This is a genomic window from Bacillus sp. AFS037270 (assembly GCF_002585305.1).
This window is the reverse complement of sequence record NZ_NUNF01000032.1, coordinates 170,769-192,386: the sequence shown is the minus strand read 5'-3', so window position 1 is coordinate 192,386 and position 21,618 is coordinate 170,769. Positions and strand designations below refer to the sequence as shown.

The 21,618-nt window shown below is 39.5% G+C and carries 24 protein-coding genes; 8 read left to right on the top strand and 16 right to left on the bottom strand.

All coding sequences use genetic code 11. The annotated features are described in order from the left end of the window. The first annotated feature begins 125 nt into the window (after nucleotides 1-125). A complete protein-coding gene (locus COD92_RS16655; RefSeq protein ID WP_098533784.1) occupies nucleotides 126-386 on the top strand; it encodes a hypothetical protein in 261 nt (86 codons plus the stop codon). Nucleotides 387-409: 23 nt separating this feature from the next. After that, nucleotides 410-760, top strand: coding sequence for a c-type cytochrome (locus tag COD92_RS16650; RefSeq protein ID WP_098533786.1), 351 nt, complete (start codon nucleotides 410-412; stop codon nucleotides 758-760). Nucleotides 761-826: 66 nt separating this feature from the next. Here the strand turns inward: COD92_RS16650 and COD92_RS16645 are convergent, their stop codons facing one another. From COD92_RS16645 to allC, 10 genes are all read right to left on the bottom strand, one after another. Beyond that, nucleotides 827-1,048: an IS3 family transposase gene (locus COD92_RS16645; RefSeq protein ID WP_176541475.1), complete on the bottom strand. Its 222-nt coding sequence runs from the start codon at nucleotides 1,046-1,048 to the stop codon at nucleotides 827-829. A 32-nt stretch (nucleotides 1,049-1,080) separates the two neighbouring features. Continuing rightward, complete coding sequence (locus COD92_RS16640) at nucleotides 1,081-1,446, bottom strand: hypothetical protein (RefSeq protein ID WP_098533790.1); 366 nt, start codon at nucleotides 1,444-1,446, stop codon at nucleotides 1,081-1,083. Beyond that, nucleotides 1,439-1,645: an IS3 family transposase gene (locus COD92_RS16635; protein ID WP_141561115.1), complete on the bottom strand. Its 207-nt coding sequence runs from the start codon at nucleotides 1,643-1,645 to the stop codon at nucleotides 1,439-1,441. Before COD92_RS16635 ends, COD92_RS16640 begins: the two co-directional genes overlap by 8 nt. A 5-nt stretch (nucleotides 1,646-1,650) precedes the next feature. After that, complete coding sequence (locus COD92_RS16630) at nucleotides 1,651-1,851, bottom strand: hypothetical protein (protein ID WP_141561114.1); 201 nt, start codon at nucleotides 1,849-1,851, stop codon at nucleotides 1,651-1,653. Between the two features lie 86 nt (nucleotides 1,852-1,937). After that, on the bottom strand, nucleotides 1,938-2,207 hold the full coding sequence (locus tag COD92_RS16625) for a transposase (RefSeq protein ID WP_098533797.1): 270 nt from the start codon (nucleotides 2,205-2,207) through the stop codon (nucleotides 1,938-1,940). A gap of 116 nt (nucleotides 2,208-2,323) precedes the next feature. Then, nucleotides 2,324-3,514, bottom strand: a complete 1,191-nt coding sequence (locus tag COD92_RS16620; RefSeq protein WP_098533799.1) for a MalY/PatB family protein — start codon at nucleotides 3,512-3,514, stop codon at nucleotides 2,324-2,326. A 185-nt stretch (nucleotides 3,515-3,699) separates the two neighbouring features. Beyond that, nucleotides 3,700-4,497, bottom strand: a complete 798-nt coding sequence (locus COD92_RS16615) for a hypothetical protein (RefSeq protein ID WP_098533801.1) — start codon at nucleotides 4,495-4,497, stop codon at nucleotides 3,700-3,702. Nucleotides 4,498-4,622: 125 nt separating this feature from the next. Continuing rightward, a complete protein-coding gene (locus COD92_RS16610) occupies nucleotides 4,623-5,453 on the bottom strand; it encodes a spore coat protein (RefSeq protein ID WP_098533803.1) in 831 nt (276 codons plus the stop codon). A 94-nt stretch (nucleotides 5,454-5,547) separates the two neighbouring features. Beyond that, complete coding sequence (locus COD92_RS16605; protein WP_098533805.1) at nucleotides 5,548-6,810, bottom strand: pyridoxal-phosphate-dependent aminotransferase family protein; 1,263 nt, start codon at nucleotides 6,808-6,810, stop codon at nucleotides 5,548-5,550. A 15-nt stretch (nucleotides 6,811-6,825) separates the two neighbouring features. Continuing rightward, nucleotides 6,826-8,073, bottom strand: coding sequence for an allantoate deiminase (gene allC, locus COD92_RS16600; RefSeq protein ID WP_098533806.1), 1,248 nt, complete (start codon nucleotides 8,071-8,073; stop codon nucleotides 6,826-6,828). A gap of 199 nt (nucleotides 8,074-8,272) precedes the next feature. Between allC and COD92_RS16595 the strand changes: the two genes are divergently transcribed. The 5 genes from COD92_RS16595 (at nucleotide 8,273) to uraH (ending at nucleotide 13,817) form a co-directional block, all read left to right on the top strand. Then, nucleotides 8,273-9,874: a PucR family transcriptional regulator gene (locus COD92_RS16595; protein ID WP_098533808.1), complete on the top strand. Its 1,602-nt coding sequence runs from the start codon at nucleotides 8,273-8,275 to the stop codon at nucleotides 9,872-9,874. Nucleotides 9,875-10,085: 211 nt separating this feature from the next. Continuing rightward, a complete protein-coding gene (locus COD92_RS16590) occupies nucleotides 10,086-11,411 on the top strand; it encodes a nucleobase:cation symporter-2 family protein (RefSeq protein ID WP_098533810.1) in 1,326 nt (441 codons plus the stop codon). Nucleotides 11,412-11,429: 18 nt separating this feature from the next. After that, entirely contained in the window at nucleotides 11,430-11,939 is a 510-nt protein-coding gene (uraD, locus tag COD92_RS16585; RefSeq protein ID WP_098533812.1) for a 2-oxo-4-hydroxy-4-carboxy-5-ureidoimidazoline decarboxylase, read from the top strand. Nucleotides 11,940-11,994: 55 nt separating this feature from the next. Further along, nucleotides 11,995-13,410 (top strand): NAD(P)-binding domain-containing protein, encoded by a 1,416-nt coding sequence (locus tag COD92_RS16580; protein ID WP_098533814.1) that lies wholly within the window; start codon nucleotides 11,995-11,997, stop codon nucleotides 13,408-13,410. 53 nt (nucleotides 13,411-13,463) lie between these two features. Further along, nucleotides 13,464-13,817 (top strand): hydroxyisourate hydrolase, encoded by a 354-nt coding sequence (gene uraH, locus COD92_RS16575; RefSeq protein ID WP_098533816.1) that lies wholly within the window; start codon nucleotides 13,464-13,466, stop codon nucleotides 13,815-13,817. 196 nt (nucleotides 13,818-14,013) lie between these two features. On the opposite strand, the gene COD92_RS16570 is transcribed toward uraH, so the two are convergent. The 5 genes from COD92_RS16570 to COD92_RS16550 form a co-directional block, all read right to left on the bottom strand. After that, nucleotides 14,014-14,544 carry a chromate transporter gene (locus tag COD92_RS16570; RefSeq protein ID WP_098533818.1) on the bottom strand — a complete coding sequence of 177 codons (531 nt, stop codon included), beginning with the start codon at nucleotides 14,542-14,544 and terminating at the stop codon, nucleotides 14,014-14,016. Further along, on the bottom strand, nucleotides 14,541-15,122 hold the full coding sequence (locus COD92_RS16565) for a chromate transporter (protein WP_098533819.1): 582 nt from the start codon (nucleotides 15,120-15,122) through the stop codon (nucleotides 14,541-14,543). The genes COD92_RS16570 and COD92_RS16565 overlap by 4 nt, the downstream gene beginning before the upstream one ends. Before the next feature lie 235 nt (nucleotides 15,123-15,357). Beyond that, the gene (ggt, locus tag COD92_RS16560) at nucleotides 15,358-17,013 is read right to left on the bottom strand and encodes a gamma-glutamyltransferase (protein ID WP_098533821.1); all 1,656 of its coding nucleotides are present in this window, start codon (nucleotides 17,011-17,013) and stop codon (nucleotides 15,358-15,360) included. A 25-nt stretch (nucleotides 17,014-17,038) separates the two neighbouring features. Continuing rightward, the gene (locus COD92_RS16555) at nucleotides 17,039-18,238 is read right to left on the bottom strand and encodes an amidase (RefSeq protein ID WP_098533823.1); all 1,200 of its coding nucleotides are present in this window, start codon (nucleotides 18,236-18,238) and stop codon (nucleotides 17,039-17,041) included. 306 nt (nucleotides 18,239-18,544) lie between these two features. Beyond that, nucleotides 18,545-18,793 (bottom strand): ferredoxin, encoded by a 249-nt coding sequence (locus COD92_RS16550; protein ID WP_098533825.1) that lies wholly within the window; start codon nucleotides 18,791-18,793, stop codon nucleotides 18,545-18,547. A gap of 216 nt (nucleotides 18,794-19,009) precedes the next feature. On the opposite strand from COD92_RS16550, the gene COD92_RS16545 reads away from it, so the two are divergent. Next, nucleotides 19,010-20,182 carry a sulfite reductase subunit alpha gene (locus tag COD92_RS16545; RefSeq protein ID WP_098531553.1) on the top strand — a complete coding sequence of 391 codons (1,173 nt, stop codon included), beginning with the start codon at nucleotides 19,010-19,012 and terminating at the stop codon, nucleotides 20,180-20,182. Between the two features lie 82 nt (nucleotides 20,183-20,264). Here COD92_RS16545 and COD92_RS16540 read toward each other — a convergent pair whose 3' ends face one another. Next, nucleotides 20,265-21,521, bottom strand: coding sequence for an MFS transporter (locus tag COD92_RS16540; RefSeq protein WP_098531543.1), 1,257 nt, complete (start codon nucleotides 21,519-21,521; stop codon nucleotides 20,265-20,267). Nucleotides 21,522-21,618 lie beyond the last annotated feature (97 nt).

Here is a 21,618-nt window from a genome sequence, read left to right as displayed (position 1 = left end):
GTTGCCCTAAAAAACAATTACTAGTATACGATAATAAATTTAAAAAAGACAATTTTTTTGTCACAAAATGTTCAAAATTAATTATTCCGAAAAATCAAATAACTTTCTTGATTAGGAGAAAAATCATGACCACTCATATAAAAACTGAATTATCTTTCTTAAGTGAACTCGTATTATCTTTACTGTTAACAGCGAGCTTAGGCATCTACTGCGTTAAAACTTTCGATGCATTTCCCTGGCTAGCCTTTATCGGTATTCCAGTGGGTCTGGCCCTCATTGTCGCATGCTGGGAAGACAAGAAAAACCAATGGACTCTTTTCATCGTAGGTTTATTAATCAACACCTTTGTTTGGTCGATTGTTTTTAATTGGCATTCTTTTTTCTAAAACTAAATAAGTAGGGGATTCATATGAAAAAAACATATATGATAACTGGATTTAATATAATTCTGGCCGTATGCCTAGTATTTTTACTATTCGTTTACGAAGGTCCTAAACAGTCGCAGCCTGTTTCTGCAAAAGGAAGCGTAACGGCCTCGGCTTCAGGAAATGCAGAGGATATTGTAGGGGAAAACTGTATTACTTGCCATGGGGATCAATTACAAGGTGGAGCCGGCCCTGCCTTAAATAAAATTGGTTCAAAATATGACCAAAGTGAAATAGAAAATATTATTAAAAACGGTAAAAACGGAATGCCTGCGGGCGTTATTTCAGGTGACGATGTGACCGTTGTCGCTAAATGGTTATCAGAAAAGAAGTAACATTTATACCTAAAATAGAAAAAGCAATGCCCTTCTGAGGTGACCCTCGAAAGTTAGAGTTTATATTTAAGCAGCTAATTGGCAGGTATGGACCCGGTATTGAACCGGACTCATACCTGCTAATTTTTTCTTTATACGCTTGTTATTATAATAATCGATATAATCTTCTATTCTATTTTTTAATTCCTCATATGAGCACAGTGCTTCTCCGTAATACATCTCTTGTTTCATTAAACCGAAAAAGTTTTCCATTGGCGAATTATCTAAACAGTTTCCTTTTCGTGACATACTCTGGAACACCTTGTTTTCTTCGAGTGTTTTTACCCATTTATTATGTTGATAATGCCAGCCTTGATCAGAATGTATAGTGGTTCTGTACTTTGACCTTTCACAATTTCAAGAGCTTCCTCCAGCAGGGTGAGCGCTGATTCTAAGGTCGGGCGCATACTTATCCCATACGAAAGGACTTCACCGTTGAACATGTCCATAATGGGACTCAGATACAGTTTTAGACTGTTTGAACACTTAAATTCTGTGATATCCGTTGTTAATTTTTGATGACACACATTTGTGTGAAAACGACGATTTATGCGGTTCTTGGCAACAGTTCCTGTAGTTCCTTTGTAAGAACTGTATTTACGTGATTTTCTTCTGAACTTTTCTCCTTTGATTCCGATTTTATTCATGATGCGTTGCACTTTTATGATTCACTTTAGTACCACGGTTTTTCAATTCCAGCTGGATACGACGATAACCGTAATTGCCGTTATATTCATCAAAAATGGATTGAATACAAGTTTCAAGTTCGCTATCTGGATTTTCCTTCTTCATCATTTTTATATGATAGTGATAGGAAGATTCCGGAATACCGACTATGCGTAACACATCTTTTAATTTGAAGGTTTCTTTGAGTTCGAATGATAACGCTGCTTGTGCTTTTCGAGATAGCCCTCCGGATCCATTTGAAAAGCTCGCAACTTTTTTAAGTATTCTACCTCCAAACGTAGGAGTTCGTTTTCTCTTTCCAACTTTTGTTCGTACGTCATTTCCTTTTCTTCCGTGTTTCTTTTGTTCTTATCTTTATTAGACATAGGAGGCCGCCCTTTATGTTTATTCAGGCCTTCAACACCCCCCTCATGAAAAGCTTTCTTCCATGAAGCTATCATAGGAGGATTTGTTAACTCAAAATGAGGGCTGTTTCCGTTTCTGAAGAACCTGTTTTCTTCATAAAGCTTAATACATCCAGCTTGAATTGAACAGAATAAGTTACCCTATTTTTCTTCCTTCTTAATCCTTTTTCCCCGAATTTCTCGTAAGTTTTTACCCATCTCAAAATTGGTGTACTGTCTCTCATACCATGCTTCTTTGCTAACTGCTTATATCCCAATTTCCCTTCTTGATATTCTTTTAAATGAATTAATTTAAATTCTTCACTATATTTAGCCATAAAAAACACCCCAAAAGTTAGATTTTCACTCTAACTTTTGGGGTGCACTTCATTCCCTTTAACTAGGGTTATGGCATTGCTTTTTGCTTTATAATCGGACAATTTTTTTAGCTGCTTTAACTTAAACCTTCAAATTCCCTGGCAATCCTCTCAAATGCTTCTTTGATTATTGGACGAGGAGATGGAATACAAATTCTTTGATAGTGGAGTCCTTCTTCACCAAACAGTTTTCCGTCTTCAAGAATGACATTCGCTTTATTATAGATACGGTCATGAACCTCTTCTGGGTTTAAGCCATATCCGCTAAAATCCATCCACAAAATATAAGTACCCTCAGGTATTCTCACTTTTACTTTCGGCATCCTTTCCGCTAAGAACTGGACCGCCCATTCCATTGTACCGTCGATATATTCTTTTAACTGCTCGAGCCATTCTTCACCATCATGATAGACGGATATTAAGGCTGATACGGTGAACGGCGACGGTAAATGGTTGCCCATTACACGAATGAACGTATTTCGATGTTTAGGATTTGAGATAATCACATTGGTACAGTGAAGACCAGCAAGGTTAAACGTTTTGTTGATAGCTGTAAACGAGATAATATGGTCTGCATTATCTACTATTTTTGCGATTGGCAGGAAAGTTTGATTCTGACGAATTAAATCTCCATGGATTTCATCCGCAACAATTAGGACATTATTGGCGGCACAAATATCGGATAATTTATGTAGTTCTTCTTCGGTAAATATCCTTCCGGTTGGGTTATGAGGATTACATAAAATGAACATTTTTGTGTTATCATCTTTAGCTTTTTCCTCAAAATCCGGAAAATCAATATGATAATATCCCTCTTCATCACATTTAAGAGCATTATTTAGGAGTTCCCTGCCGTTAGCTTTAATCGCTGCCGTAAACGGAGGATAGACAGGCCGTTGAATAATGATTCCTTCACCTGGATTAGTAAATGCTCTGACTGCTATGTTTAAGGCATGGACAGTACCAGGGCTATATATAATTTCTTCCTTCTTGATGTCCCAATCATGTCTCTTTTTAAACCAATGTTGGATGGCTTCAAAATATTCATCCGGAAAAATGGAGTAACCGAAAATTCGATGATCAACCGTCTTATGTAAGGCATCTATTAAGGGTTGAGGTACAGGTAAATCCATATCTGCCGTAAACAACGGAATGGTCTCTTCGTCATACCTTTCCGTAAGCCCCATCTTTTTAATCATGTCACCTCCATCCCATTTGATGGAATAAGTCCCTCTCCGATTAACAATTTCATCAAAATTGTATTTCATAAATATCACCCTTCGTCGTCGAATAGATGGTTAAACTTTGTAATGAGACATTACATATAATTTGCATCTTACTCAAATGGTAACCTATTGCAGCCAAATTTTCCATTAATTCTCTTACTTAAGATAAATACTGCCAAGACATATTCTAACATCCTGGCAGTACTAATGGTGACAGGCACCGAAAGTTAGAAATTGAGTTTGGAAATCACATAGAGTTCGGCTTGGAGTTTGTCTAGAATTTGTGGGAAGGGGGTGTGCATGAAGTGTGGGAAGAGGTCTTCTAGCGCGTCTTCGTAGGCTTGCCCCATGAGTTCTCGTAATTTTACGTATCTTTCATAAAGCATAGCCTTCTCGAAATCAATCCCTAGTTCATAGAGGCCATTAAATAAATCTTCTTTTGGGATCTTCTTGATCTTTCTAAAGACCTTTTCATTATTATCAATTAACTTCTCATTTAAGTAATGTGTTACATAATCAGTATAGATCATTTGTCCGATATCATTTGTCTCCTGCTTGGAATAATTAAATCCGATCACATGGTTGTCCTTATTTTCCTGAAGAATAAACGTTTTATTTCCCCGTAAATGAGCAATAAAACTTTTTACGTTTTTATCAAAGATTTTATCAAATTGGATGATTTGCTGAAGCTTGTACGCAAATTCATTATGTTCTTCCCCAACTACAAACAAACGGTCAACGATCGGTAACAGCTTTAATACCCCTTCTGATAACTGACTCGAAGCATCATAAATGGTGATGTCATGGGCTTTTTTCATTTGTTTCACTTTCCGCTTTTGTTCGGTAACCGACAACTTAGAAAATTCATGGATTAGTTCATTTGATGTGTTTTCTCTTTCTAAGGAGCCATAGGAAATGAATGCAACAGATAAAGTAGTGTTTGTTTTTAACCAATGATAAATTGAAACAGACAATTCGGTAACCCCTGATTTTGCCTTTGGCGAATAAAAACCAACTAAATACATCTCTCTCACCTGCCTTAATTAATCATATTCGCTGGCGGAGAAATGGAATGGGACAAAGCTCTAAGATTGAAAATATTGCTAGAACAAAAGTGGACATGGTTTTATCCACGTCCACTAATAAATGCTTAATGATTATAATGCTGAGTGCCTTGCTGCATATTGGATTGATTTCCCAACATCTGACCATACATTGGGTTTTGAACATGCTGCGGCTGTTGCTGTTGCATGTTCCCACTACCTGCCATACCGCTAAGAGATTGCATCGTTTGACCCATAGGCATTATATTTTGACCTGATCTTGAAACATGTGTTGGCTGGTTCATTTGAGTACCACCCATCGCATTTAACATCCTCCCTTGGTCAGCGCCCTGAGCTTGAATAGGATTTACAACGTATTGAGCTTTTAAAGATTCACTGACAGGTTGAAAAGTGTGTAAATATGTTTTCGCAGTATGATCCCTCATCGTTGGGATTTGATATTGCCCCTGCTGATTCATAAATAAAAATACTTCATATGCCTGATTTACACAATTAACAGCACCGTTTAAAAGAACTTGACGAAGATTTGGGTCGGCAATTTCTAAAGTAGCTTTTACTCCATTCGCGGCGCCATTTTTATGACAGATGAGCAAGGCACTTGCGATTTCATAATCATTGAAGGTTGTATTAGACTCAGGAGCTAACATACTTGGATTATCAAGTCCATATTGGATTTGATTCGGTTTAACAGAACCAATATTCGTATTAGGCGACATAGGAGTGAAATTTTGGTAATCATGTGTATAAGAAACGATCGCATCATAAGATTTAATCTCTTCCTGTAAATGACGGTGAATCATTTCTTTTAACTGAGGGTTTTTCGCTTGTTGTGCATACAGATTAAAATGATTAATAATATTTATTTTTTCAGTTAATATTTCATGGACTTCCATTGCTTCATGTGCACCGAATGGCATGGATAACACTCCCTTTTGTTTTTCTGTAACAAAAGTATTATCTTCATGAAGCTTCTCTTGTATGTGTATCATCACCCTATTCAAGAAGGTAAATTTAGGATGACTTTTCCACCGCCATGCTTGCTGGACGTGGTACTTTATATTCATCAAGAGCCGCTTGCAATGCTTCTCCGCGAATAACATTCACACCGTGACGTATCAAAACCGCTTCCAAAGCCCCTAATACTGCAAGGATATTTTCTTTTCGGCAGCTATATCCCATCGTCCCAATCCGCCAGATTTTTCCGTGTAAAGGTCCAAATGAGGAGGCTATTTCTATACTAAATTCATCAAGCAGCATTTTTCGAACAGATTCACCATCAACCCCATTTGGAATTTCAACACAAGTAACACATGGCAGCTTATGTTTTGAATCGCCGAATAGTCTTAACCCCATCGCCTCGAGTCCAGCAATTAAAGCTTTTTCATGCAGCATATGGCGATCAAATCGCTGCTGAAGCCCTTCTATTAAAACAAGCCTCAAGCCCTCGTGTAGAGCATAAATCATCGAAGTTGCTTCTGTGTGATGATTGAGTCTTCTAGGACCCCAATAATCTTGGAGCATACTTAAATCAAAATAATTGCTGCTAATCGCATGTTTACTGCGGGTAAAACGCAAATCTTCTTCCGTCGCAATCCCGCGCTCGACTTTTTTACGAGCAAACAAAATAGTTTCAATCCGGTCATTATACGTGATGGGCGCCATCCCAGAAGGAACGGATAAGCACTTTTGTGTACCGCCAATTAAACCGTCAATGTACCAATCATCCGTTTTGACTTCCACTCCCCCAATAGAGGCAACCGCATCGACCACGAACAAAATATCACGTTCTCGGCAAGCCTTACCGATTTCTGCAAGCGGCTGTATTCTCCCCGTTGAGGTTTCACCATGAACAATGGCGACTATTTTTGGGTTAACTTTCTTGATTTCAGCAATCACAATTTGTGGTTCAAAAACCTCTCCCCAAGGACATTCCAACGTATGCACCTCGGCACCATATCGCTCACAAATTTCTACTAATAAATGTCCAAACCTGCCATAAATGGGGACAAGCACCTTATCACCCGGTTCAATAATACTGCATAAAATCGCTTCATTACCAGAACGTGATGTCCCGTCAATCGGAAAGGCCCAACGATTCTTCGTTTGAAAAACCTGGCGGAGCATTTCCATGACTTCGTTCATAATATTTGTAAAAGCAGGGTCAAATTGTCCTAAAATAGGTGTACTCATCGCACGTAATACACGCGGATCCACTTCAACCGGCCCGGGGGTCATAATCGTCCGTTTTGGTGTATGTAACTCCGAAAATAACATATCTTCCATCTCCCTTTAATAAGCTAATTTATATAAAACCTCGGTTAATAAATCAATTCCTACTTCTAAATCATCTAGACTCGTAAATTCACTTGGGGAATGACTAATTCCCTGCTGACTTGGTACAAATAATAAAGTGGTCGGGCAGACATCACCGAAAACTTGGGCATCATGTCCTGCACCGCTGATTATGGGTTGATAACGGATATTTTTTTTTTTCGCTATTTTTCGTGCCAGCTCTCCCATCTGTACGTCCATCTGAACCGGCTTCACATCCATCCACTGAGAAATCGAAAGTTCCATTTCCTGGTTTTTTGTAACTCGTTCAAACTCGGCAAAAATCTCACCGCAATATTGATCAATGACACTTTCCTGATGATGTCGAATATCCAAGCTGAACTCCACCTCACCAGCCACTACATTTGGAACATTAGGTTTAACCTGCAGCCTGCCAACCGTTGCGACCAATCCTGAGTGCACTTCGTTTGTTTTTTCAGTTAAAAAAGAAATCAACCGGGATGCAGCCGTCACCGCATCCTTCCGATACTGCATGGGTGTTGTACCAGCGTGGTTACTTTCTCCTTTAATACTGATGGTATAGCGGCGTTGTCCGACAATATGGCTGACAATCCCAACCTGGTTCTGATTTTTTTCCAAAACCATTCCTTGTTCGATATGAATCTCAATAAAACTTTCGATATCTCCCCGAACTGGGGATGTATAGGCATGTGGATGAAAGCCAGCAAATTTCATGGCATCTAAAAATTCTATACCCTCAGCATCCTTTATATCCTTTACTCGGTCAAGAGTATATTCCCCACAAATATTCCTTGATCCCCAAAAGGTTAACGGGAAACGACTTCCCTCCTCTTCACATAAAGAGACAACCTCAATGGATTTTTTGGGGTATCCATATGTTTCAAATAACCTTAAGACAGCTACAAAGCTAGCAATAATACCATATGCCCCATCATATTTGCCTCCGTCTACGACAGTATCAATATGCGAGCCTGTCAGAATGGTTTTCTCGCTTGTATCCGTTCCTGGCATTCTTCCAAATAAATTTCCAACACTGTCAAAATGCGTTTGTAATTTCATTTGGTCCATTTTATTTTTTAATGCGTGCTGTGCCTCCAGCCAAGGACGTGAATACAAAAGTCTTGTTACTCCTCCATGTTCGGTTTGCCCAAATGCAGCAAGCCATTCAATCATGTTTCCAACCTGGTCTTTATCTAAAAACTGTTTGTTTACTTGAATGGCCATCTTCTTCTCCCCTTCAAATGTTACATTTAATAACATATATAGTTATAATAATAGTTTACAATCAGAACAAATGAACTACATTAGCTAATTCGTAAAAATTTTCTAAATCTTTTATGCAAAATAACTAAAAAGTTTGTTACAATAAAAACCAATTACATAACTTCAAGTGTTATATTTTCTATCATAAGGAGTGCTTTCGATGAAAGTATATGAACTTTTGACCATTCCTCATTTAGAAGGAATGCAAATCATTGCAGGAGAGTCCGGAAAAGAGAACGAAGTGGAATCAGTCAATATGATGGATGCACCTGATATCATTCAATTTTTAAATCAAAACGAATTTCTAATCACCACCGCTTATCATCTCAAAGATCACCCTCACCTGCTATCCGAACTAGTAAAAGCAATGTCTGAACAAAGCTGCGCAGGTTTGGGCATCAAGACTAAACGTTTCTTAGACAAAATCCCAGATGAAGTGATTTCCCTTGCTAATGAGTTATCCTTACCAATCATAGAACTTCCCTTAGATCTCTCTCTTGGACAAATCGTAAATCTAACCTTTCATACGATCCTTGATAAAAGAGCTGCGGAGTTAAAATTAGTGCTCGAAACCCATAAGCAATTCACAAATATCATTATGCAGGGAAAAGGAGTCCAATCCTTACTTCAGGATTTATCCCACATGATCAAGCGGCCAGTTCAATTAATCGACCAGCATTTCAAACCTATTTCCCAGCCAATCATGAACATGGACTTTTCTTCATTATTTGACGGGATTTCGATTCCTGCAGCCAGTTCATTTCCGATTACTTTTTCTTTCTTATCCACAAAACAAAATTGTACCTTATTCCCCGTCAACATCAGTGAAAAGAAAAACGGATTTCTAATGATTATCGGAGAAATAGAAAGAAATGATCAATTAACCCTTTTAACAATAGAACAAGCTGCTAATGTTATTTCTTTTGCATTAATGAAGGAAAATGCTCTTAAACAACACGATCGAAGTATCCGCAATGACTTCTTTCTACACTTTTTAAACGGTACCTTCGCCTCCCAGGAGGAAATCATTGGCCGAGCTGAGGAATTTTCATTACATCATAACCAGATGTATATTTGTGCAGTCGGCAAAATTGACGGGAATCTCCTCCACCCTACTTACACTCAGCGCCATGAGAAGGAGGATGATGTTTTTGATTTTATTGAAGGCGAATTATCAGCTTACACACAAAAGATTCACTTTTTCAAGAAAGGTGATTCTTGCATCCTGTTATTTGAAGTTCAAGATCATGACCTTTCCCCGATTGTTTATGTGGAGACCTGCTTAATACAACTTCAAGAAAAGGTATCTAAATATTTAGGCAATACGATTTCTTTTGGTGTAAGTACTTTATGTCAGAATTTCTTACACACTAAAGACGGCTATACCGAGGCCGCAGACGCTCTATCACAAGGTAAACTTTCAAAGAAAACAGAATATATACAAACCTATCATACAAAAGACATTATGGAGTTACTGAGGCAGATCCCTCTTGAGGACTTAAAAAATTTTTATTCCTTCACCCTCAACGGTTTTAGCGCGACAAAGATAGAAGAAGAACAATCCTTACTAGAAACATTATCCGTCTTTTTAGAAACACACTGTCAGATTTCGGAAACAGCGAAAAGATTGTTTGTTCATCGCAATACAGTGGTTTATCGAATTGAAAAATGCGAGGAGATTCTAGGGAAAAGCTTAAAGGATTCCGAAACAACCCTGCAACTCAGACTCGCCTTAAGAATCAAGTCTTTATTAGAAAACTAATGAATTTTATAAAAACCCAAGCCGACATGTCAATTAGAGCGGCTTGGGTTTTTTATTTATATTGTACAAAATGTATAGTGCAAATCTGAATTTTTAGTTAGTTTACACAATGACAGTTATTGGTTAATTGATTATTATGTAACTAATCATTACATATGATGTTAGATTTTATAACATTAAAGATTAAACTTATTTAAGGGAGGATTTACTCATGAACGAAAAAATCGGAAAGCCAAAAATTTTCTCATTGGGTTTACAGCATGTACTTGCTATGTATGCAGGAGCCATTCTTGTACCACTTATCGTTGGAGGCGCATTAAAATTCACACCTCATCAGCAAGCATTCCTGATTGCCATTGACTTGCTGACTTGTGGACTCGCAACCTTGCTGCAATCCATCAACAATAAATATATTGGAGTTGGCCTTCCGGTTGTGTTAGGAACTTCATTTGTTGCTGTATCTCCAATGATTACGATTGGCACCAATTATGGGATTACAGCCATTTATGGATCGATCATCGCTGCTGGAATATTCATTATTCTATTCGCCAATGTATATGGAAAACTATTAAAACTCTTCCCGCCTGTTGTAACCGGAACAGTGGTTATCATTATCGGCCTATCCCTCATACCTACTGGGATTAGGAATATGGGCGGCGGCGCTTCAAGCCCTGAATTTGGCTCTTCCGAAAACTTGATCCTTTCCTTTGGTGTCTTAGCCTTCATATTATTGATGAATCGTTTCTTTCAAGGCTTCATGCGTGCCATTTCGGTATTGCTCGGAATTATCGCTGGAACGATTGTTGCTGCTTTTATGGGAAAAGTGAACCTGCAAGCTGTCGTAGATGCTGCTTGGTTCCGTATCCCGACTCCATTCTATTTTGGTGTTCCAACTTTTGAGATTGTCCCTATGTTAACAATAATTATTGTCGGAACCGTCATCCTCGTTGAATCAACAGGCGCATTCCTTGCTTTAAGTAAAATTACTGGTAAAGAACTTTCTGAAAAAGACATTATCCGCGGCTACCGAACGGAAGGAATTGCCTTTACCCTTGGCGGTTTATTTAATGCCTTCCCCTACAGTACTTTTGCACAAAATGTCGGTCTTGTTCAGCTTTCAGGCATCAAAAATAGAAGTGTCACCATTGCAGCAGGTATTATTTTAATCGGTTTAGGCCTTGTTCCTAAGATTGCCGCCTTAGCAACGATTATTCCTACTGCCGTCCTCGGTGGAGCAACAGTTATTATGTTTGGCATGGTGGTGTCTTCTGGGATTAAAATGCTGAGCCGTGTGGACTTTTCTGATAATAACAATCTATTAATTATTGCCTGCTCCATTTCATTAGGCCTAGGATCCACAGTGGTTCCTGAGTTGTTTAAAGTGCTTCCAGAAACCCTCAGAATTCTTGTAGGTGATGGAATAATTACAGGCAGTATATGTGCAATCCTTCTAAATTTAGTGCTAACAAAGCGAACGAAAGCTTCCTTAAACGTTGTACCAGATTCACCATTAGCACCCGATGCAAAAGGCTTATAAGGAAAGGATTGGAGCACTATGTACACAATTACGAATTTAAACGATACCACTTATGAACAATTTATCGAAATTACAGGCGGTATCTTTGAGCATTCACCTTGGATCGCAGAACAAGCGGAACGACTAAAACCATTCAGTTCTCTTTATCAGTTACATCAAGCAATGGTTAAAATTGTTGAAAACTCATCACTTGAACAGAAATTAGCCCTGATTAAAGCCCACCCTAACTTAGGAGACCGGGCAGCGATGACGTCTGATTCGGTTCAGGAACAACAAGGAGCCGGTCTACAGAACCTTACACCTGAGGAATACAACCAATTTATCTCAATGAATCAACAGTATATGGAGAAATTCGGTTTTCCTTTTATCTTAGCTGTCCGCGGAAAAAACAAGGAGCAGATTTACGAAGTGATGAAAGAAAGGATTCATCAGTCAATTGAAATAGAATTTGAAACAGCCCTTACTGAGATTTATAAAATTGCCTTACTTCGTTTAGGGGAGAAAATTACTGACATTACTGTTATGTAAAAAACGGGTCTTTATTTTTAAAAAGAGAATAAACAAATGAAAGAGATGATATTTTATGAGCCTAGAGGCATTAAATAAACAAGTTAAAAAAGATCTTTCCTATCTTTCATTCGGCGGTTCAAGCTGGGTGCGCCCTCTCCAACATCCTGAAGGACATGTATATGATGTAGTTATTATCGGCGGCGGACAAAGCGGTTTAGCCGCCGCTTTTGGACTTATGCGTGATCGTGTTACAAATATCCTTGTTCTTGACGAAAACCGCGAGGGGTTTGAAGGACCCTGGGAAACCTATGCCCGGATGGTGACGTTAAGAACACCAAAACATCTAACTTCAATCGACCTTGGCATCCCCTCCCTCACCTTTCGTTCTTGGTGGGAGGCCCAATTTGGCGAAAAGAGCTGGGAAGCCATTGATAAAATTCCACGCGGCGACTGGATGAACTACCTTCGCTGGTATCGGGAGGTCCTCAGGCTTCCAGTTAGAAATGAGGTAAAACTAAATCTGCTTGAGCCTGTAGAAGCGGGTATTTACAAACTGCACCTGAATAACCCTGAGACCTCAACACTTTTAGCCCGTAAAGTCATTTTAGCTACAGGTATCCAAGGCGGCGGTGAGTGGCACGTCCCTAAAATAATTTCTGAAAAACTACCCGCCCATCTCTATGCGCACACTTCAAAGAAAATCGATTTTCCGGCCTTAAAAGGTAAAAAGATTGCTATTTTAGGAGGAGGTGCTTCCGCCTTTGATAATGCGCATTTTGCTTTATCAGAAGGAGTGGCAGAAGCCCATGTCTTTGTTCGACGTAATGAGATGCAGAGAATTAACCCCATCCGCCAGATGGAGGGTTCTGGACTGATTGAACGCTTTCAGACTTTATCAGACGAAAATAAATATAAGGTGATGTCTCATTTCTTTAGACATAGTCAGCCCCCCACCAATGATACGTTTGAACGCGCATCCTCGCGGCCTGGTTTTCAACTGCACTTAGGTTCTCCATGGCTCGAAGTAGAGGCTGCAAGTGATGAGGTTGTAGTGACAACACCTCAAGGAAAATTCTCCTTTGATTTCTTAATTATTAGCACAGGTCTAGTGACGGATCCCGCTTTACGGCCAGAGCTTAAGTTAGTTGAAAAACACATTGCCCGCTGGAGTGACCGTTATAACGCTCCAATTGACATAGCCAATCCTTTGATTGATTCGCACCCCTATCTCAGCCCAGGTTTTGCTCTCCAAAGCCGGGATGAGATAGGCAAAAAACGCTTATACGGCCTGTTTGCTTACAACTACTCCGCTTTAATCAGCTGCGGGATTTTAGCCTCTGCACTTTCAGGGATGAGATTTGGGATTCCAAAACTGGTTTCAGCCGTAGCAGATCAACTTTTTTTGGATAATCGTGAAGAAATTCTTAATGAATACTTTAATTACCAAGAGCAGGAATTTATCGCCGATTTAACTGCCATTGAGAGCTAGCCCCTGCTAGCTCTCGGTGGTGCTTTTATTTTACTTAATGGAGAGTGGCCGCAATGTCTGGTTTAACTACACATATTCTCGATTTAACACATGGTCAGCCTGCGGGAAATGTGACTATTGAGCTATATTACTTATCAAACAAGGAATGGTATTTAATAAAGACCGCAATAACCAATTCTGACGGACGACTATATCGGCCGATTCTTTCAGCAGAAGAAATGAAAATGGGCACCTATGAACTTAACTTCCATATCGGAGATTATTTTCGAAGTAAGGACATGCCGCTCCCGGATCCTCTTTTTTTAGACCAAGTTCCGGTTCGGTTTGGTATTTCAAACTTAAACAGTCATTATCATGTCCCATTGCTTATTTCCCCTTACGGCTATCAAATCTACAGGGGAAGTTAAGAACAAAAGCCCAAGCGCCTTGAACAGCCTGACAAGCATAAGACCTCGAGGGGCTAGGNNTGGAGCTGGACGTGTCTAAAGCTGTAAAAAGTTGTACACAAGTAGTAATTCTATAATTTCCTGGACTATTAAAAACGGGACTATTAAAAAACGCCATTCTATCTGTTTTCTGTGATAGAATGACGTTTTTTATGAGCTACCCTAAAAATAATGCACCATAGGCCAAGCCGCCTACAATTACAAAGGCCGGATGTACCTTCCATTTTTCCAATAATAATAAACTTACAATAGCGATTATCATGGTTTGTACTAATCCATTAGAGGTATAGGATGTTTTAATAAAGTCATAAGTAAGACCTGCCATTAAAATCGCCACAGTTGGCACTACGATCTTGGACAATCTTTTTACTCTTGGTGAATCTTTATATTTGAAGATTAACTGTAAAAGAACAATCATTAAGATTAAGGACGGGGCGATCGTTGCAAATTCAGCAATGACAGCTCCTAACACCCCGCCCACTTCAAAACCAATGTAGCCGGCCATTTTGGTGGCGATTGGTCCTGGCAAAGCATTTCCTAACGCCAAAATCTCACTAAATTCACCAGTAGTGACCCAGCCGTAGCGGCTGACTACCTCATGTTCGATTAACGGAATAGATGCCGGGCCGCCCCCATATCCAACAATACTCGGAATAAAAAATGCGATAAATATTTGAATATAAATCATAGGCTCTCACTTTTTTCCTTCATGGTCATTTCGATCTTTTCTTTTTTATCAGGAATCACTAATGCCGCAACCAGTAGAATTCCTACGACAATACCTGGATGTACATGGAAAATCTCCATCACTACAAAACTACCAGCCAAGAGGAGAATCCCTTTCTTCCAGCCCCAGCCATTCTTTGATTTTTTCAAAAACTCCCATGTTAAGGTTCCCATCATTACACCCACTATTGGCACCACTGCACCAGTCATCCCTTGAACTCTTGGGTTATCCTTAAACTGATTAAATGAAGTTAATAAGACGAGCATCATTAGAATGGTTGGTAAAACAGTAGCCAATATAGCATTTATCATGCCTAGTATCCCACCTAGCCGGTAGCCGATATACCCAGCCATCTTTGTTGCGATAGGTCCGGGCAGCGTGTTGGCGAGGGCCAAAATATCACTAAATTCTTGATCATTCATCCATTTAAACGTACCCACTACTTCTTTATGTACGAGTGGAATAGCGGATGGTCCACCTCCAAAGCCTAATAGCCCGGACCTGAAAAATCCAATAAATAAATCTCGTTGAAGTTTCACGTATATTCACCTTTTTTCATGTTTGCCTTTTTTAGATTAAGGCTCTGATAATTTTGGCTGTTGATTGCAGCGAAAGAAGCGCGCTTTCCGCGGGCGTGCCGCGGAGCCTCCTCGGCGCTTTAGCACCTGTGGGATCTCCCCGGCCCCGTACTCCCGCAGGAGTCGAGCGCATTGCAATCCAATCAACAGATTATAAAAAGCACCAATATCTTTAAACAGAACCAAGATTAAAAAACTAGAATCCTAGCGCTGCCCCATCACCTCTTGGATCTGCACCGCCAAATTTAATGTTGCTATCAGGATCAATTTTGATGACCCCGGCATGGCCCATCACATCCGTGAAATCTTCGACAATTTCCACTTGATGTCCTCTTTTTCGGAGCGATTCGGTAATCTCATTCGGTACTCTTCCTTCGATTTTAACGCTATTGGATTCAGCACCCCAAGTTCGGCCATATAACCACCTTGGCGCCTCTATCGCTGCCTGGATCGGCATATGGTAATCAAGTATTCTTGTCACAAGAGCTGCCTGAGTTTGCGGCTGCCCCTCTCCTCCCATTGTACCATACACCAAATAAGGCTCACCGCCCTTAAAGATCATCGCAGGATTCAACGTATGATAGGTTCGTTTTTTAGGCAGCAGACAATTTACATGGTTCTCGTCAAGCGAAAAAAAACTGCCCCGATTTTGCAGCACAATCCCTGTATCTTTTGGGATGAACCCAGACCCAAACTCATGATAAATACTTTGGATAAGCGAAACCGCATTCCCATACTGGTCGACTACCCCTAACCAAACCGTATCTCCTTTTGGATCCAATTGTTTTTGAAGATTGATCGGCTTGGTAACGTCGATTTGGGCCGCTAACTCCATTCCTCTTTTTAGAGATAGTAGCTCATCTAGAGGAATATGGGAAACATCAGGATCAGTTAAATACTGATCACGATCCTCGAATGCTAGTTTAGTAGCCTCGATCAATAGATGATAATAATCAGCAGACCCTTCCTCAATCTCCGGGACATCAAACTGATTCAATATATTTAAAATGGATAGGGAAGCAAATCCTTGAGTATTCGGAGGTAAGTTGTAAACGCCATAACCCCGGTAGTCGACCGAAAGAGGCTTAACCCAGTCTGAACGGTGGGAAACAAAATCATCATATGTTAATAAGCCTCCATTGTATTGGAGATCTTCCGAAATGACCTTTGCGACCTCCCCTTGATAAAATAGGCGGCTTCCTTCTTTTGACAGTCCTTCTAGAGTAATAGCTAAATCTTTCTGTTTCATTATTTCACCAGAATGATAGGAAAAGCCAGAAGTTTTTGTGAAAATCTTTTTAAATTCCGAAAATCGTTGTAAATTTCGAAACTGATTGTTTGTTTCATCTAAGTTTATATTGGTCCAATATTCTTGACTCGGGGTAACCGGGAAGCCCTCTTTTGCATAATGGATAGACGATTGTAATAAGTGCTCCCATGTAATATTTCCCTTCATCCTTTCGACTGAGTAGTCATAGGCCATTTCCCAACCGGCGACGGCCCCGGGAACGGTATTTGCCCCAAGCGGCCCCCGAGCTGGGATTGTTCCAAGCCCCTGTTTTTTGTAAAAGTCAATCGTTGCGTATTCTCCAGATCGGCCGCTGCTATTTAACCCCTTTAACTCTTTATCATTAGAATTGTAGATTAACCAAAAATTATCGCCGCCAATTCCATTCATATGGGGATAGACCACCCCAATTGTTGACGCTGCCGCAATCGCCGCCTCAACGGCATTTCCTCCTTCCTGCAAAACCTTCATACCGGCTTGCGAGGCCAAATAATGTGGAGTTGTAATCATCACATTGGGAGCCATAGTGGTTGGGCGGTATGACCAAAATGCTTGATTATTCATGACCTTACCTCCTTCCATAAATTATTTAATTTGCAATTTTCACATTTGTTTCGACCAATATCGCCGACAGACGCTGGATGAATTTTAGTAACTTTATATCTTGAGATTGATTCGCAATAAACGACAGGCCGACTGGGATTCCATTCCTTTTCATCAAAGGAATGGTCACTTGCGGAAAGCCAGTTAATCCTGCGATGCACGTAAGCTGCATCGTTCTTGTACGATACAACTCCATTTCCTCCATTGATAACTGGCGTAAGGGAGCTTCACCCGGAGCAGTTGGAATGACCAATAATCCATTTGTTTTTAATAAACCCGACAGACTTTGTTTTATTTTTTCTCTTCTGTTATTTAGAGGACCGAGCTCATCTGCATTCAGGGTACTCGCCCATTCAAATCGTTCGCTAATCCCTGGTCCAAAGGTTGGCTTCACCGCTTCAATCCAGGCACCATGTTCCTTCCAAATCTCTATGCCTTGGATGGATCGAAAAAGCTCTGCCCATTTTGACAGCCCTTCCACTGATATGTAGTCCGAGTTGGTGTTGGTAAATAACGCTTGTAAAATCGAAGCAACTTGTAATAAGCATTCCTTTGTTTCTCCTTCTACAAAAGACCATGCTTCTTTTTCAAAAAGAAGAAATTCAAAGCTTTCAGATGTCTCTTCCTGGTTAATAAGAATTTCACCGACCGCCAGCAAAAGTTCTGGATTTTTGGTCATCCACCCTACCGTATCAAAGGATTTAGCGAGTGGTATCACGCCCTTGATATTCACAAGCCCATGTGTTGGCCTAATTCCAAATAGCCCGCAATAGGAAGATGGAATGCGAATTGATCCTCCTGTATCCGTTCCGAGAGCAAAGTCGACTAGTCCTGCAGCAACTGCTACCGCAGAACCACTTGAGGAACCACCTGGAATCCGGTCCTCTCCACGCGGATTTATGGGTGTACCATAGTGGGAATTTTCCCCATTCAAACTGTACATTAATTCATCTGTATGGGTCGTTCCCCTCAGATATGCCCCCTGTTCCAATAACAGATCCACCACGGGCGCATTTTGTGTTGCAGGATCATGGGTTCTCAGCCAATCTGGATTTCCGGCACTAGAATGATAATTTTTGAGATCAAATACATCCTTAACCGCAAATGTCCGTCCATTTAAACTACCAGAACCAGTCGGACTCATCTTCAAATTGTTATCCATAAAGGCATTCCAATGCTCATTCATACCTTACCTCCACGACTCTATGTTTTATAAATTATTATAATGAGAAAATTCAAACGAGTCATTGGTATTCTGTCTAAAGATAAAAATGATTTTGGTTAAATTGACTAAACACAATTCACATGTAATAACTACTTTGTCGATCGAGCAAACCAAATACTGAGTAATCATTGACCACAAATAAATAATAAAAAAATCAGCTCCGTGATAAGGAACTGATTTTCTGGACAAAAATGCTTTTGATATCGGATTTAGTTTCTACCTGTATTATTTGTACGAAGTTTACTTATTAAGACAAAAACATTAAAATTATTCAAATTTTGTTGGATTACCATTAAAAGGCATGTTCGATACTTTTATTGAACCTGAAGGGCATCCATCATTCGCTTCTAATACATCGTCTACTAACTCACCAGGTATTTCGACATTCCCTTGATTTTTATCAAAATATACAAATGAAATTCCATTGTCATCGTAATCAAAAACCTCCGGAGCGGTCACAAAACAAGCTCCGCAAGCAATACATGTCTCTCTATCAACAATTGTAAATTTTTTCATCTAAAACTCTCCAAAATTTTATTAATTTCCTGTTTTTCAGGATAGATTTTATGATAAAATTAAATTCTTAATTTTATCTTAATAATTAAAAAATTTTATAAGCCTTTTTTAAGGGAAATTTAATATTATTTAGATATAATGGAAGATGTAAAAGAGAAAAAAACACAACTAATCAAGCCAATAACTAGTAAATATTACAATTATGAGGTGAAGATGATGCAACTTACTGTAAACAAAAATGGAGACAAAAAGGTTCCGACCGCTTATTCAAGAACTAATCCTTTTCAAGCGAAGGTTCTTAAAAACGTCAATCTAAATGGTGCTGGCTCTAGTAAAGAAACAAGACATATTGAGCTATCATTGGAAGGGTCAGGTCTTTCTTATATCCCAGGTGATGCCCTTGGTGTTGTCCCAAAGAATGATCCAGAACTTGTAGCTTCACTTCTAGAAGAAATGCATTGGGATGAAAAAACCGCAGTAACCATTAATAAGCAAGGAGAAACACTTCCATTAAAAGAGGCGTTAACCGCTTACTTTGAAATCACGTTACTGTCGAAAAAGATTCTCCAAGCGGCAGCAGAATTCACAGAAAATGAAGAGTTAAAAAACCTTGTATTAGTTGAAAATGCAACAAAGCTAAAAGAATATACCAACGGACGTGATTTACTTGATATGTTACGTGATTTCGGTCCTTGGAAGGCTTCTGCCCAAGAGTTTGTTTCTCTATTAAGAAAAATGACACCGCGGCTTTACTCAATTGCTAGCAGCATGGCAGCCCATCCTAATGAAGTTCATCTAACCATCGGTGCAGTTCGTTACAATGCGCACGGACGCGATCGTAAAGGTGTTTGTTCTGTTTTAGTTGCGGAACGTACTCAAGAAGGCGAAACACTTCCAGTATTTGTACAGCCAAATAAACACTTTCATCTGCCAGAATCGCAAGAGAAAGATATCATCATGGTTGGTCCTGGAACAGGGATTGCACCATTCCGTTCCTTTATCGAAGAACGAGCAGTTACAAAAGCAGACGGTCGCACATGGTTATTTTTTGGGGATCAGCATGCAGCGTCAGACTTCCTTTATCAAGATGAGCTAGAAAAATATCAGCAAGAGGGCGTATTGACGAGATTAGAAACTGCGTTCTCCCGTGATAGCGAGAAAAAGGTATATGTACAGCATAAAATGCTTGAAAACAGTAAAGAATTATTCGAATGGCTCGAAAATGGAGCATACTTCTATGTTTGCGGAGATAAACAATATATGGCGAAAGATGTTCATAGCGCCCTATTAACGGTTATTGAAAAAGAAGGCTCAAAGACCTCTGAAGAAGCTGAAGTCTATCTAAATGCTATGAAAGAGCAAGGACGTTACCTGCGAGATGTATATTAAAAAAGATCAGTTTTAAGAGTAATCCAATCAAAAGAGGGACTCCATATTGGTTAAATGGAGTCCCTCTTTCATGTTATTTGCCTTAATTAAATTCACGGATTCCTTTAATCATCACAGACAATCCCGAAATCAACACAATCACAATACTAAAGATCATAAGTGTTAAAATTTCTCCGATTCCCTCAGCGAGCCAGCCAGTAAGCAAATAGCCAACCGGGAGCAGTGCAAACGAACCGAGCATATCTAAACTAACCACTCGGCCAAATTTTTCTTCAGGCACCAGTTCTTGTAAACTAGTTTCCCATATCAGACCAAAAAGCATTATTCCGGCTCCTTCTAAAAACATACAGGTCATCAATAAGGGTACACTCGAGATAAATGCCAGCAAGAAAAGGCCTATTCCACTTAAAATAACACCGCCATAAGCGAGGATACCTCTCTTCTTCCATTCAGGACGGGAGCCGAATATAATACCGCACACAATTGCCCCAGCCCCTGATGAGCCAAGGACGAGGCCATACACATATGGTTCAAATTGATAATAGTTCTTGATTAACCAAGGAAGGATGATCTGGATAATTCCATTTGAAAATATATTAATGAAAGAAAAAACTAAAATGGTAATCCAAAGCCATGAATGCCCTTTTAGGACCTCAATTCCCTCCATGAAATCCTGTTTTATCGTCGACTTTTGATCAGAATTCATAGTAGGTCTGTGAAAGGTCAGTGTTCGTAAACTAAATAAAAAGAATAACGAGATGATGTAGGTAGCCGCATTGATGCCAAATCCCCATCCCGCCGAAACAGCCGAAATAATAATACCCCCAATAATCGGGCCAAAGATCCTTAATGCCTGTACTGTTACTTGATTCAAAGAATTCGCCGCAATACGGATATCCGGTGTGAATATTTTCGCTCGCACCCCGGAATGGGCGGGCTGAAAGAAACTATCCATCGTCCCCATAAAAAACATAAACACAAAAAGAAGTGACATATTAAGTTGATCCATAAAAGCAAATATCGACAAGGTCAACATGAGAATAAATCGGACAATATCAACTAAAAACATAATTTTGACCTTGTTCAGTTTATCAACCAACACACCTGAAAATGGAAGCAAGATGACAAATGGCACCATATAAATGGCCATTACCGTCCCCATTACCGCCGTAGAATTAGAGATTTGGAGAACGACAATGGGCAAGATCACGTTGGTAATAGAGCTGCCTAATAAAGAAAAAAACTGACCTAACAGTAAGGCGGTAAAATGTTGAGACTTTTTAAACAGTTGTATATATGTAACTTCCCGTATGACTTGATTCGTAGGTACTGAACTCATTCAAATCCCCCTTTTAGCTATCTTCTATCTATTTCCCCTTGTAGAATTATAACAAAAAGGATCAAGCTAAGGGCATTTTTAAAAAAATCTTATTGCA

What these genes read in the sequence shown, in the direction of transcription:
- COD92_RS16645 (WP_176541475.1), bottom strand. Translation starts at nt 1,048, where the DNA reads ATGTCACGAAAAGGAAACTGTTTAGATAATTCGCCAATGGAAAACTTT.
- COD92_RS16545 (WP_098531553.1), top strand. Translation starts at nt 19,010, where the DNA reads ATGCAACTTACTGTAAACAAAAATGGAGACAAAAAGGTTCCGACCGCT.
- COD92_RS16540 (WP_098531543.1), bottom strand. Translation starts at nt 21,521, where the DNA reads ATGAGTTCAGTACCTACGAATCAAGTCATACGGGAAGTTACATATATA.
- COD92_RS16605 (WP_098533805.1), bottom strand. Translation starts at nt 6,810, where the DNA reads ATGTTATTTTCGGAGTTACATACACCAAAACGGACGATTATGACCCCC.
- COD92_RS16650 (WP_098533786.1), top strand. Translation starts at nt 410, where the DNA reads ATGAAAAAAACATATATGATAACTGGATTTAATATAATTCTGGCCGTA.
- COD92_RS16595 (WP_098533808.1), top strand. Translation starts at nt 8,273, where the DNA reads ATGAAAGTATATGAACTTTTGACCATTCCTCATTTAGAAGGAATGCAA.
- COD92_RS16640 (WP_098533790.1), bottom strand. Translation starts at nt 1,446, where the DNA reads ATGAATAAAATCGGAATCAAAGGAGAAAAGTTCAGAAGAAAATCACGT.
- COD92_RS16625 (WP_098533797.1), bottom strand. Translation starts at nt 2,207, where the DNA reads ATGGCTAAATATAGTGAAGAATTTAAATTAATTCATTTAAAAGAATAT.
- COD92_RS16615 (WP_098533801.1), bottom strand. Translation starts at nt 4,497, where the DNA reads ATGTATTTAGTTGGTTTTTATTCGCCAAAGGCAAAATCAGGGGTTACC.
- COD92_RS16610 (WP_098533803.1), bottom strand. Translation starts at nt 5,453, where the DNA reads ATGCCATTCGGTGCACATGAAGCAATGGAAGTCCATGAAATATTAACT.
- COD92_RS16550 (WP_098533825.1), bottom strand. Translation starts at nt 18,793, where the DNA reads ATGAAAAAATTTACAATTGTTGATAGAGAGACATGTATTGCTTGCGGA.
- uraD (WP_098533812.1), top strand. Translation starts at nt 11,430, where the DNA reads ATGTACACAATTACGAATTTAAACGATACCACTTATGAACAATTTATC.
- COD92_RS16620 (WP_098533799.1), bottom strand. Translation starts at nt 3,514, where the DNA reads ATGAAATACAATTTTGATGAAATTGTTAATCGGAGAGGGACTTATTCC.
- ggt (WP_098533821.1), bottom strand. Translation starts at nt 17,013, where the DNA reads ATGAATAATCAAGCATTTTGGTCATACCGCCCAACCACTATGGCTCCC.
- COD92_RS16570 (WP_098533818.1), bottom strand. Translation starts at nt 14,544, where the DNA reads ATGATTTATATTCAAATATTTATCGCATTTTTTATTCCGAGTATTGTT.
- COD92_RS16580 (WP_098533814.1), top strand. Translation starts at nt 11,995, where the DNA reads ATGAGCCTAGAGGCATTAAATAAACAAGTTAAAAAAGATCTTTCCTAT.
- COD92_RS16590 (WP_098533810.1), top strand. Translation starts at nt 10,086, where the DNA reads ATGAACGAAAAAATCGGAAAGCCAAAAATTTTCTCATTGGGTTTACAG.
- COD92_RS16555 (WP_098533823.1), bottom strand. Translation starts at nt 18,238, where the DNA reads ATGAATGAGCATTGGAATGCCTTTATGGATAACAATTTGAAGATGAGT.
- uraH (WP_098533816.1), top strand. Translation starts at nt 13,464, where the DNA reads ATGTCTGGTTTAACTACACATATTCTCGATTTAACACATGGTCAGCCT.
- allC (WP_098533806.1), bottom strand. Translation starts at nt 8,073, where the DNA reads ATGGCCATTCAAGTAAACAAACAGTTTTTAGATAAAGACCAGGTTGGA.
- COD92_RS16630 (WP_141561114.1), bottom strand. Translation starts at nt 1,851, where the DNA reads ATGTCTAATAAAGATAAGAACAAAAGAAACACGGAAGAAAAGGAAATG.
- COD92_RS16655 (WP_098533784.1), top strand. Translation starts at nt 126, where the DNA reads ATGACCACTCATATAAAAACTGAATTATCTTTCTTAAGTGAACTCGTA.